Raw genomic sequence first — 12,687 nt, 5'->3', positions numbered from 1 at the left:
AGTGTATAAAAACGCGTTTTTGTAACCATAGCAAAACCGACTGCTAAAAAGGTTCAAAATCAGTCCTTATAAATCAGGATCTCACTTTTTCCGTCGCTTTTGATATAACCGCGATACATGCCCTCGCTATTAAATGGCATCGCAACATTACCATTCCTGTCAACCGCAATAATGCCGCCCTCGCCGCCGCGTTCCACTAGTTTTTTCATCACCACTTCATTCGCAGCATCCTGCAATGTCATGCCTTTGTATTCCATTAATGCCGAGATGTCGTAGGCAACCACGGAGCGGATGAAATATTCGCCGTGTCCCGTTGCCGAAACCGCGCATGTGGCATTATTAGCATAAGTTCCTGCGCCAATGATCGGTGCGTCGCCAATGCGGCCGTATCGTTTGTTGGTCATGCCGCCGGTGGACGTTCCAGCCGCTAAATTCCCGAATTTGTCCAGTGCAACACAGCCTACCGTCCCGAATTTTTTGCCTTCTGTAAATATCAGCTCGTCTTGTTCAACGAAACCCGTCTTCGGCGCTTTTTTTACTTCCTGCTTTTCTTTGGCGTCATGATCCAGCTCTGTTTTTTCCTGCTCTTTGGCCCGTTGCAATGCCTTAAACCGGGACTCGGTATAGAAATAGGAAGGATCAACAATTGCCTTTCCCTGCGCTTTCGCAAATGTTTCCGCGCCTTTGCCTGCCATCATGACGTGCGGGGAGTTCTCCATCACGGCAATGGCCGTGCTGATCGGGTTCCGGATCGTGGTAACGCCTGCTATGGCGCCGGCTTTCAGTGTTTTGCCTTCCATAATAGAGGCATCCAACTCATTTTTGCCTTCATTGGTAAAAACAGCACCTTTACCAGCGTTAAAAAGTGGTGAATCTTCCATAACCCTGATTGTTGCTTCCACCGCCTGCACACTCGTTCCGCCACTTTTCAATACGCCATAACCCTTTTGCAACGCCGTATTAAGGACTTCTGTATAGGCTTTTTCCTGCTCCGGTGACATGCTGGCGCGGGTAATAGTGCCTGCGCCGCCATGCAGGGCAAGTGTGATTTTATCGGAGTAGTCCTGTGCGAAGGCAGAAAAGCTGATCAGCAGGAGAATGGCCAGGTAACAGCGTTTTTTCATGGGTTGGAATTTGAGTGAGTTATTTCAAAGCTAAGCAAAATGATAGTAGAGCGGTTTCCTGCAAACCTTTTAAATTTGAATTTAATTAACATCTTGTTCAGTAACTCAAATTTAATGAAAACAGCACTGCTAGGATTGGGATTGCTATCATGCATCCTGAGCGTCGACTCGGCTGCGCAGAAGTCTGCCGCATGGAAATATGTTGAAGGGAAAATCGTCTCGCCCTGGGCGGAAAAGGTAAACGCAGCCAATGTCCATCCTGAATATCCGCGGCCGCAAATGGTTCGCCAGAATTGGGTTAATATCAATGGCTTATGGAATTTCTCAATTGTTCCAAAACAATCGTCCGAAACTAAGCCGGCTGCCTTTGACGGTCAGATATTGGTCCCGTTCGCCGTGGAATCCGCATTGTCGGGCGTGGGTAAGACTGTGGGAAAAGACAGTGTGCTCTGGTATCAGCGGAACATTGACTTTGCGCCGAAGCTAAAAGATCAGAGAGTGCTCCTGCACTTTGGGGCGGTGGATTGGAAATGTGATGTGTTTGTCAATGGAAAGCCGGCGGGCTCGCATCAGGGCGGCTACGATCCTTTCTCTTTTGACATTACGGACCTTTTGGTGAAGAAAAAGCAGCAGGACATCAGCGTTCGCGTCTGGGACCCCAGCAGCGATGGTCCGCAGCCAAGAGGAAAGCAAATCAAAAATCCGCATGCAATCTGGTACACGCCTGTGACCGGAATCTGGCAGACTGTTTGGCTGGAAACCGTTCCAACAACGCACATTACTGATTTCAAGCAAGTTCCGGACAATGATAAGCAAACATTGACTGTTACAACAACGCTTAAAAATGCAGGAGCATCGGACAAGATCAAAATCGTGGCGCTGGACGGCACAAATAAAGTTGCTGAGCAGGAAATTGCATCCGGTGAAAATGCCGTGCTGAACATTGCGAATGCTAAGTTGTGGTCGCCCGAAAGCCCATTTTTGTATGACTTGCTGATCACAGTAACCCGGAACGGGAAAGTGGTGGACGAAGTGAAGAGCTATTTCGCTATGCGTAAAATTTCGATGCAAGTGGATGCAAACGGCATTCAGCGTATGGCATTGAATAACAAGTTCTTATTCCAATACGGCCCGCTCGATCAGGGCTGGTGGCCGGACGGACTTTACACCGCTCCAACGGACGAAGCATTGAAATTCGACATTTTGAAAACCAAGGAAATGGGCTTCAATATGATCAGAAAACACGTGAAAGTAGAGCCTGCGCGTTGGTATCGCTATTGCGATGAGCTGGGAATGCTGGTGTGGCAGGACATGCCGAGCGGGGATATGGGCAACAACTGGGAGCAGCGTCCCGGCATTACCGGTGATGAAACGGAAAAGCAGCGCACGCCCGAGTCAGAAAACATTTATAAGACGGAGTGGAAGGCCATTATGGATGCCAATGACCATTTCCCATCCATTGTCGTATGGGTTCCTTTCAACGAAGCGTGGGGACAATTCAAAACAGAAGAAATCACGAACTGGACCATGCAATACGACCCAAGCCGCCTGGTTAACAGCGCCAGTGGAGGCAACTTTTTCCCGGTAGGCCACATTATCGACATGCATAATTACCCCGCACCGGTGATGCCGAGACCAGAAATTTTTGGTGCAAAGCAGATTATTGTGCTGGGTGAATTCGGTGGGCTAGGGCTGCCGGTAGACGGTCACGTTTGGCAGCAAAAGGATAACTGGGGATACCAGAGTTTCAAAAACCAGCAAGAGCTCTACGCCCGTTACGAGTCCTTCGTAAAAAGATTTGAATCCCTGATCAAAAAAGGATTATCAGCCGCAGTCTACACGCAAACAACTGACGTCGAAATAGAAACAAACGGCCTGATGACCTACGACCGCAAAGTGATCAAATTCCCCGAAGCAAAGCTAAAAGCGATACATACGCCGCTTTATAACGCGGACTGGGTGAAGTTGAAGCCTTAAAGCTAAGCTAATGATAATAAAACATCCTCCTGTCACACTGAGCGGAGCCGAAGTGCGGTGCTGCTAGCAGTAACGCACTTCGACTCCGCTCAGTGTGACAGGGGTTATTGCTCAGTGTGACTGGGGTTAATGCTCAGTGTGACAGGGGTTAATGCTTAGTGTGACAGGGGTTGTTTTATGTGACAGCCTGCTAACTACACACTACTTCTTCATCTGCGCTTCTACAACCGCTATTGCAACCATATTAACAATCTCCCTAACAGAACTTCCTAATTGCAGCACGTGGACCGGCTTTTTCATCCCTAACAGGATCGGTCCGATGGTTTCCAGTTCGGCAGCTTCTTTCAGCAAGTTGTAAGCAATGTTACTTGCCGACAGGTTCGGGAAGATCAACGTGTTGGCGCCGCCATCGACGAGGTCGCTGAACGGGTGGTTTTCTTTCAAAAGTGCTGTATTGAATGCGAGGTGGGCCTGCATTTCGCCTTCTACGATCATCGTTGGATTTCTCTTTTTAAGGATCGCGGTGGCTTCGCGCATTTTCACCGCATCGGTTCCGTCGGCGCTTCCGTAGTTGGCATAGGTTACCAATGCAATGCGGGGCTGAATGTTGAAACGCTCGACCGCTTTTGCTGTTAGTTCGGTTATTTCAACGATTTCATCAACCGTCGGGTCCAGGTTAACGGTTGTATCCGAGAAGAATAAGGGGCCTTTTGGGGTTAGCAAAATGTACATACCCGCCACTTTATTTACGCCGGGATCTTTTCCAATGACATGCAATGCGGGACGGATCGTATCCGGATAAGTCCTTGTAAGACCGGAGATCAGCGCATCGGCCTCTCCGTTTTCCACCATCATTGATCCGAAATAGCTTCTGAAATAAATGCTTCTGTGCGCTTCAATTGGCGTCAAGCCCTTTCTTTTACGCTTTTCAAAAAGCAGATTAGCATATGTGTTAATGATTTCCTCATTCTCTTCTGCACGCGGATCCACAATAGCCACGTCGCCCAGATCCAGCTTACTTTCTTTGATCAGGTTTAATACAATGTCTTTGCTGCCCAGTAAGATAGGAATCGCAATTCCTTCATCGCGAACCTGTTGCGCGGCACGAAGCACCTGAATGTTCTCTGCATCTGCAAAAACAACTCTTTTTGGAGCCAGCTTCGCTTTGTTCAGGATCACACGGGAAATCTGTTCGTTACGGCCAAGGCGGCTGGAAAGTTCCTGCTCGTACGCGTCCCAATCCGTAATGACTTTGCGGGCAACGCCTGTTTCAATCGCAGCTTTTGCAACAGCAGGTGCCACAGTGGTTAACAATCGCGGATCAACGGGTTTTGGAATAATATAATTTTTACCAAAAATAATGTTTGTCTCATTGTAGGCAAGGTTTACAATGTCGGGAACCGATTTCTTGGCAAGATCGGCAAGCGCGTGAACGGCCGCCAGTTTCATTGCTTCATTGATTTCCGTTGCACGCACGTCCAGCGCGCCGCGGAAAATGTAGGGAAAGCCAAGAACATTGTTCACCTGGTTCGGATAATCCGAGCGGCCTGTTGCCATAATCACATCTTCCCGCGCTTCAACGGCATCGGGATACGGGATTTCCGGATTGGGATTAGCCATAGCGAGCACGATGGGATCTTTCGCCATTGACTTCACCATATCCTTTGAGACGATGTCCGCCGTTGAAAGTCCGAGGAACAAGTCGGCGCCGACCATTGCCTCTTCCAGCGACTCGTAAGCCACATCCGTTGCAAACTGCCGCTTCATTTCCGAAAGGTCCGTCCGGCCATTGTGAATGTGGCCTTTGGTATCGAACATCGCAATGTTCTTCGGATTGGCACCCAGTGCCAGGTAAAGTTTAGTACAGGAAACGGCCGAAGCGCCTGCACCGGAAACTACCACCCGAATATCGTTAATGTCTTTTTTGACCAATTCAAGGGCATTCAACATGGCTGCGGCGCTGATAATGGCCGTTCCGTGCTGGTCGTCGTGCATGACGGGAATGTTCAGCTCTTGTTTGAGGCGGGCCTCAATTTCAAAACATTCCGGTGCCTTGATATCTTCCAGGTTGACGCCGCCGAATGTAGGTTCCAGGATCTTAACGGTCCTTACAAATTCGTCAACATCTTTTGTATTCAGTTCAATGTCAAATACATCAATGTCTGCATATATCTTGAAGAGAAGGCCTTTTCCTTCCATAACCGGCTTGGAGGCCTCGGGACCAATGTCTCCCAGTCCGAGCACGGCAGTTCCGTTGCTGATAACAGCTACAAGGTTGCCTTTTGCTGTATACAAATAGGCATCTTCAACATTAGCAGCGATTTCGAGACATGGCTCTGCAACACCAGGAGAATAGGCGAGTGAAAGGTCGCGCTGGGTGCTGGTTTCTTTGGTAGGGATTACCTGGATCTTGCCAGGGCGGCCTTTTGAGTGGTAGTATAGGGCGTCTTCTTTTCTGATCTTTTTATTCATACCTGTTGACGATTATTTCGTGCTAAGGTACAAACATTAGGTGCAACGCAATGAATTTGCGGCGGTATTAACAGCGGTTTTTGAAGCCGGATTTTTACAAATCCCTCAGAATGTTGTTCGAAGAACTCAGATCGTCACCATTGAAAGAATGACTATTCGCCAGGTTCTTTCTTTTTTTTACAGACACGACACGCCTTTTAAGGAAGTGGGCAAATATCATATACACGCCAAACATTCCTATATATATGTACAACGAAGCAGTGTTTGTAATGTCGCCGTGAAATGCAAAAAACAACGTGGTATTCATGATCGTTACCATCCAAAGTGTGCAGGATGCCCAGAAATGATTCAGGCCATTGTCGATCAGGATGTGGTGCATGTGGTTACGGTCCGCAATGAATGGCGAGCCTCCTTTGAAAATCCGGACGATAAATACACGTAATGTATCGAAAATCGGGACGATAAGCAGGACCATAACGATGATAGGAGCATTGAAATATGCATTCGGATCGTGCAGGTAACCTACATTTAAAGACAGGAATTCAACAGAGAAAATAGAAAGCAGATAACCCACAATCAGAGAACCGGTGTCGCCCATAAAGATTTTGCTTGTTTTGGAAAAATTAAAACGCAAAAATCCTAGCAGCGAACCCGACATGGCAAAAGCCAGGCAACCAAACGAAAAATGATCATTTGCGATAAACCAGATGCCGAAGCCCAAGCCCGCAATAAGGCTGATGCCACCCGCCAGTCCATCGATTCCGTCGATAAGGTTTATCGCATTGATGATCGCAATAAAGATGAAGACGGTAAGCGGGATGCTGATAAAGTCTGAAACACCATGAATGCCGAAGATTCCGTAAAAATTATCGACCTTGAAATTGCCCATTGCCACGAGTATCAGCGAGGCAAATATCTGTACAATCAGCTTTTTAGTAGGGTCAACAGCAAGGATATCATCTTTAATTCCAAGAAAAAACAAGATAATTACGCCCGTCATAGCGAGGCTGATCAGGTTGGAATCCAGGATGTTTTCGGAATGCGGCCATAAAAAATAAGCGATCAGCGTTGCCGCAAATATCGCTATGCCTCCCAAAGTAGGGGTTTCCGTTTCATGTGAGCTCCTGAAACCAGGTTTCGCTGTCAAATGCAACAGATTCGATAAATTGATGATGATCGGAATGCTGATAATGGACAGGAAACAGGCGATCAAAAAGGAAAGGAGGCATTGGTAAACATCATGATGAATAATGTTACTGAAGTTTCCTTCACTCAGTATCTGTAGTGGTAACTCTAATTCCATAGTGCCTGCCAATGTAATAGCCTAGTAACGTTGTAGTAATTTTGTAACCTTTAAATCAAAAGTCGCAATTTTAATTTATATTATAAAAGCTAAACCACTGTATATCAAAATAATTATTGTGCGGTTTTGATGCTGCTTTTGGTTTTCTATTTTATCGAAACTGTAAGATTTTCCTTAACGGCTTCAACCACAATGTATAAAAATGCGGTTTCAAATCATTTTCCTTCCAGGCCCTCAAATCGTTCCGGTTGGCTGCAATCCTGTTTTTGAGATTGCTGTTGCTAACGCCTCCGGTCCGCATTTTCACCAGGACTTTCGGAACGTAAGCAATTTTCGCTTTGGCTTTATGAATGAAACGCAGCATCAGTTCGTAATCTGCCGCGCTGCCCAGGTCTAGCCGAAACAAGCCAAACCTTTCATAAAGTTCTTTTTTTACAAAAAATGCGGGGTGGGGAGGCATCCAGCCATTGAGAAAAGCACCTTCCTTATAATTTCCGGAAATCCATTTTCTCTTGATCACCACCTCGTTCACTGCATCAACATATACAAGATCACCATAACAGCCCTGAATATCAGGCGATTCCATTTTGCCGACCACGTCGCTGATCGCTGCATTGTATGCATAAAAATCGTCCGCGTTCAAGATGCCTATGGTATCACCTGTTGCTAATTTTATGCCTTTGTTCATCGCATCGTAAATTCCGCCGTCGGGTTCACTTACAAATGCGGCAATCTTGCTTCCGTATTCGCCTATAATTTCCTGCGTTCCGTCCTTGGAATTTCCATCAATGACAATGTACTCGATGTCGGAAAAATCCTGGGCAAGAACAGATTCAATGCACTGCCGGATGGTTTTCGCACCATTATAAACTACGGTTATGATACTTACTTTCAACTGAATAAGTTTCTTGTTTTGACAAATTTAGCCGGATTTCCCTGGTAAATCCCATAGGCCTCCAAATCGGACGTAGCCACGGAATCCACCGTAAGCACTGCATGAGAATAGACACGCACGCCCGGGCAAACCGTTGCTCTCGCACCAATCCAGGCACCGCTTTCGATCGTTATCGGCTTGACGATCAGGTCGAATGTGCTCTTCGTAAAGTTGTGATTTCCAGTCAGCAACAGGCAACCTTGCGATAAACATACGTTTGACTCTATTGTCACCATAGTGAGGTTGTCGATCCACACATTTTCACCGATCCAGGCGTTTTCTCCGATCACCAGAAACCAGGGATATTTGACATTCACTTTTGGCTTGATCACAACACCTTTGGCCAGCCTGGCACCGAACATTTCCAGCACAAACCGCTTGATCGCCATCGGATAAGGCAAGTAAGTGTTGATAAAAAGCCGGTTAGCAAAATACCAGAGGAGCTGTTTCAAAAAACCGCCTGGCTTATACCAGCTGTTATCATACTTTGACAGATCGGTTCGGGCTTTTAAGGTCTTTTCCATATTCTGTCTTAAAATGTGTTATGATAGCCTGCTTGTCTTTCCCAGCCCGGTAGTACACTTCGTAAATCTTGGCATCCACCAGGAAGCGATACCAGAACCCTTGCAGAAAGTGCCAGATCAATCCTTTCATACCATCCAGAAAACCAAGTTTAAAAATATACCGGTAAACGAAATAGATAAAAGGCCGCGTAAACAAAGGCAGGCTAGCGTATTTGACTTTTAAAAACCTTGTACGCTGTTCCTGACTTCCCCAGAAGCTTGGAGTTACTGTTTCTTTACTATCAAAATTATATTTAATGTTCAATAGATCAATGACTTCTCTTATTGCATAATTGTTATGCTTTTGGGTCCACCAGGTCAGGTTGTTGAGGTTATGGTCCACGATATCGTGCTGTAACTGGGCGGTGGTGCCGCTGCTGAGCTTGATATGCTCGTCCATCCACAACTCTTCACAATGACCAATGCCACTGCGCCAGACCCTGAGCAGCCATATCGGATAGTAACCGCCGCGGTGGATCCATTTATCCATAAAAAATACACGGCGTTTGACATACAGCCCGGAAACTTCCGCAGGCGTGAGATGCAATGTGTTTTTCAGCTCATTCGCCAGTTCGGGCGTAATGTATTCGTCGGCGTCCATGCGCATAAGCCACTTGGTGCCGAACGGAATATTCTGAATCCCGAAATTGAATTGAAAAGAGTAGGAAACCCAGGGGTTCTGAACGACCGTGGCGCCAAGGCTTTCGGCAATGGCCACTGTGTCGTCGGTAGAAAATGAATCAACAATGAAAATCTTATCAGTCACCAGAAGCAAGCTTTCTATGCAACGTGCAATGTGCTTTGATTCATTGTGTGTTAAAATGATGACGGACAAATCAATCATACCCGGGAGCAACAGTCAAAAATTACCAATTTGCGGTTATTGCAAACGGCCAAAGATACTTACTTTTTCTTAACATTCTTGTATTCTTCCAATAACTGATTAGCCACCTTCCGTATGTCAAAATTTTCCGTTACCATCTTGTAAGCCCGATTTGCAAGATCCTGCGCATAGGTTTTATCTTGTAATATTTTAAGAAGTCCCTTGGCCACGCCATCGCTCGTAAGCGGCGTCAGAAAGGCTGCGTCATAGCGTTTAATATAATCCCCGAACCCAACGCGATCGGATACAATGGTGGGCACTTTGGAAGTCATCGCTTCCAGGACCGCAATAGAAAATCCTTCGGAATAGGAGGGCAAAACAAAGACATCGGCGTCTGCAAGTGCTTCTTTTTTAGCCGTATCGGTCAGTAATCCTACGAGTTTGATCCGGTTTTGCAGATTGTTTTTTCTGATAAAATCTTCCGTTTCCTGCTGGTAACCATCATCGCCGCCGGCAAGGAAAAGTGTTGCATCAGGAAGTTGTTTTTCTATCTTTTTAAATGCAGGAAGCAGGAGGTCAAGCCCCTTCTTAATGTTGAGCCGGCCCATAAAAAGCACGACCTGCTCATTCTCGCGAACCTGGTGTTTGGCACGAAAGCTCCCCTTTGCAGGCAAGTTGGAATATTCCGACAGCTTCATCCCATTCGGAACGATCACCATGTTTTTGGGACGGTAACCCAGATAACGGATCACGTCACCTTCTTCGTCGGTGTTGTTGATCTGGATCAGGTCCGCTTTTCCTAAAATTCTCTTCTGATAAAGCAGCGTTACAATGTCTTTTTTCCATTTGTGATGCGCAACAGCCCATTTGTCGAGCAGTCCGTGTATAGTAATCACCTTAACGGCATTATTTGGGATCAAAAATGGTACTAAGCTCCCGAAATGCCATATTCCATGCATGTGTATCACATCATACTCGTGAATATGATGCCTCAGGAAGCGATACATTTCAAGCGAAAATTCCCTGTAAACATTGCTGACCGGAGTCGTGCGCGCTACGGGAAACAGCCTGGCACCCTCGGGAGCCGGATACATTTCATCGCCCGGCGTCATGGGGCTCAGGATGTCCACCTGGTGACCTTGCCGTAAAACCTCCGTGGTATGGTCGTATATAATCCGGGCCGGGCCGCCAATTTCCCAGGTGTAAGCGCAAATATTTAAAATCCGCATGCGTGCATTTTGTGAAAAAAACTAAACATTAAGCTGTTATGCCAATTTATGGTAACAGTCTGCCATTTGCCGGGCAACCTGCCGGGAGGAAAAAGGCGCGATCAGGCGCCGCGATTCCTGGCCCATATCGGCCATTTTTTCGGGATTCTGAATAAAAAAGGCCAGCGCAGTTTCCAATTCCTGCTGGTTATCGGGGTCAAAAGTAAAACCATTCACGCCGTTTTCTACCAAATCGCCCACACAACCGCAATTCTTTGACACGATCACCGGCATGCCGCAAACCATGGCTTCATTCACAACCAAACCCCAGGGCTCTGAATTACTGGGCAAAACCAGTACATCACAATGCACAAGCAGGTCCGGGACCTTATACCAGGGAAGTCCGCCTGCAAATGATATTTTATTTTGCAAACCAAGTTCTGCCGTCAGCTTTTCGAGTGTTGCCCGCTCGGGGCCGTCGCCGATGAACATCATTTCCCAGGGCCGAATGTCCGAATCCAGCGGACGAACTTTCGCAAATGCGCGCAATAAGGTTCCCAGGTTTTTCTCCGGCGCAAGCCGGCCTACGAAAACAAACCTGAAAGCCCGCGCCACATTCACATTAGCCTCTTTTCCGGCATTGTATCTCGCGCTGATGACTTCCTCATCGATTACCGCCGCATTCCGGACCGGGATCTGCGAAGGTTTTACACCCAGGCTTTCCAGGTAGTCAGCGGACGTTTTGCCAAAGCAAAAAAATGCCTGAGCCCGGTTTACAATGAATCTTTTGAGCGATTCCTTAATAAATGACCGGCTGTTGTCCGCAGCAGATGACTCAGAAGAAAGCACCACTTTTACGCCTTTCGACCTGGCGTAAAACATGAGAAGGACCTGCGCCGGATCAAAATAACCCGTAATGTTGAGGACAGTTGGTTGGTAAGCATCGAAAGCAGCAAACAATGCTGCACGTCTTTCTTTAAAACCCACTTCATCCAGGCTGCGCTGAAACAGCACTTTATAAGGATAATCGTATGTAATGGTGTCATCGCTTTGCATCACGCTGCGACTGGCTTCATAAAGCGCGATCTGGACAACAAGGAAATCACTTTCAGGATATTTTTCCTTGAATGCACGATGGATTTCGCTGAAAAGCCGCGACTTATAATGCGCCCATAACTGGTTGTGTACAACGAGAACGCGCATTATTTTTTAAGATTTAAATATTCCTGGAACAAAGGATAAAGATTGTTTGCCAAAAAAAGCTGTCCCTGGCTGTTATAATGTACAACATCCAGCTTCCGGTAATATTTGGGATCAATTCCCAGGCTGAATTCGTTCACAAGCCGGATATCGTGCTGAATGGCAAAGGCTATAATCTGGTCGCCCTGATCATTGAAATGTCCCAGCTCTATTTCCGAAGTTTCGGGGTGGAGATAAATGAAGAGTGGGATAGAATCTTTTTTAGCGATTTCGTAAATCTGCTCATACCCGGGATTAAAAGTCAATCCTGGCTTCCTGATTCCGGCATCATTAAGCTCTTCTTTTTTCAGCGAATCCCTTTCCATAGAATCCAGAAGGGCTCTCTCAGGGTTTTTTTCAATGGTTGGGGCGAAAAACCAGGTGTTGAAATAGTAAAAGAAAATCCACCGGTAACGATCCCAGAGTTCGTAGAGCGCCACTTTATATTGCTTATCGGGCCAGCCGGGATCGATGCCCACAGGACTTTGGTGCGACATGATATCGTACGCATCGTGGCTGCTGGTAACCAGGCACATCAGCCTGGCCTTGAATGTTCCGTATTTTTTAAGATAGGCGGCAATGTTATCGGGGCCCCACGAGCCGGCCGAAATGTTCAGCACCCGAACGCGCGTACCGAAATCTTTCAGAAAACGCTTTTCAAGTAGAGTAGAAGCAATGCTGTCCTGGTCGGTAAGGCTTCCGCCGTTTACCACCGAATCGCCGATAAGCAGGATCACAATGCTATCCGACGGCAGGACTTCTTCATTGCGCATGGAAAAGCTGTTGGTCTGCACGCGGTAACCAAACCGTTTCACATCCTGGTCGGGCGCATATATGTATTCAAAATCCGGATCCGAAATATAGAGCGGAGAATTACAGAAGCCATATTTATATCTCAATACAACTTCCGTGGTAACCGCCAGGATCACGACGAGGATTAAAAATCTATAAAAATATTTTAACATCAAGGAAAACGGTGTGTCCGCTGCAAATGCGCATGCAAATTTAGAATTACTTTTTCCATTTACGACGTTTTAACACCGC

The 12,687-nt window shown here is 46.7% G+C and carries 10 protein-coding genes; 1 reads left to right on the top strand and 9 read right to left on the bottom strand.

Annotated features, from left to right (window positions below; genetic code table 11):
• Window positions 1-59 precede the first annotated feature (59 nt).
• The gene (locus G395_RS0112120; RefSeq protein ID WP_026630277.1) at window positions 60-1,124 is read right to left on the bottom strand and encodes an isoaspartyl peptidase/L-asparaginase family protein; all 1,065 of its coding nucleotides are present in this window, start codon (window positions 1,122-1,124) and stop codon (window positions 60-62) included.
• A 114-nt stretch (window positions 1,125-1,238) separates the two neighbouring features.
• Between G395_RS0112120 and G395_RS0112115 the strand changes: the two genes are divergently transcribed.
• Window positions 1,239-3,101, top strand: a complete 1,863-nt coding sequence (locus tag G395_RS0112115) for a glycoside hydrolase family 2 protein (protein ID WP_026630276.1) — start codon at window positions 1,239-1,241, stop codon at window positions 3,099-3,101.
• A gap of 201 nt (window positions 3,102-3,302) precedes the next feature.
• Here the strand turns inward: G395_RS0112115 and G395_RS0112110 are convergent, their stop codons facing one another.
• From G395_RS0112110 to G395_RS0112075, 8 genes are all read right to left on the bottom strand, one after another.
• Complete coding sequence (locus G395_RS0112110) at window positions 3,303-5,573, bottom strand: NADP-dependent malic enzyme (protein ID WP_026630275.1); 2,271 nt, start codon at window positions 5,571-5,573, stop codon at window positions 3,303-3,305.
• Window positions 5,574-5,667: 94 nt separating this feature from the next.
• A complete protein-coding gene (locus G395_RS0112105; protein ID WP_026630274.1) occupies window positions 5,668-6,876 on the bottom strand; it encodes an MraY family glycosyltransferase in 1,209 nt (402 codons plus the stop codon).
• A 151-nt stretch (window positions 6,877-7,027) separates the two neighbouring features.
• Window positions 7,028-7,771, bottom strand: a complete 744-nt coding sequence (locus G395_RS0112100; RefSeq protein ID WP_026630273.1) for a glycosyltransferase family 2 protein — start codon at window positions 7,769-7,771, stop codon at window positions 7,028-7,030.
• Window positions 7,768-8,334, bottom strand: coding sequence for a WcaF family extracellular polysaccharide biosynthesis acetyltransferase (locus tag G395_RS0112095; RefSeq protein WP_026630272.1), 567 nt, complete (start codon window positions 8,332-8,334; stop codon window positions 7,768-7,770). The genes G395_RS0112100 and G395_RS0112095 overlap by 4 nt, the downstream gene beginning before the upstream one ends.
• Window positions 8,291-9,217, bottom strand: coding sequence for a glycosyltransferase family 2 protein (locus tag G395_RS0112090; RefSeq protein WP_026630271.1), 927 nt, complete (start codon window positions 9,215-9,217; stop codon window positions 8,291-8,293). The genes G395_RS0112095 and G395_RS0112090 overlap by 44 nt, the downstream gene beginning before the upstream one ends.
• A 59-nt stretch (window positions 9,218-9,276) precedes the next feature.
• Entirely contained in the window at window positions 9,277-10,425 is a 1,149-nt protein-coding gene (locus G395_RS0112085; protein WP_026630270.1) for a glycosyltransferase, read from the bottom strand.
• 36 nt (window positions 10,426-10,461) lie between these two features.
• A complete protein-coding gene (locus G395_RS0112080; protein WP_026630269.1) occupies window positions 10,462-11,607 on the bottom strand; it encodes a glycosyltransferase family 4 protein in 1,146 nt (381 codons plus the stop codon).
• Window positions 11,607-12,608, bottom strand: coding sequence for a hypothetical protein (locus tag G395_RS0112075; RefSeq protein WP_026630268.1), 1,002 nt, complete (start codon window positions 12,606-12,608; stop codon window positions 11,607-11,609). The genes G395_RS0112080 and G395_RS0112075 overlap by 1 nt, the downstream gene beginning before the upstream one ends.
• Window positions 12,609-12,687: the final 79 nt, after the last annotated feature.

The organism is Dyadobacter alkalitolerans DSM 23607, assembly GCF_000428845.1.
Taxonomy (GTDB): Bacteria; Bacteroidota; Bacteroidia; order Cytophagales; family Spirosomataceae; genus Dyadobacter; species Dyadobacter alkalitolerans.
Note: the sequence above shows the minus strand (reverse complement) of the source record. Positions and strands in the feature narration are given on the sequence as shown.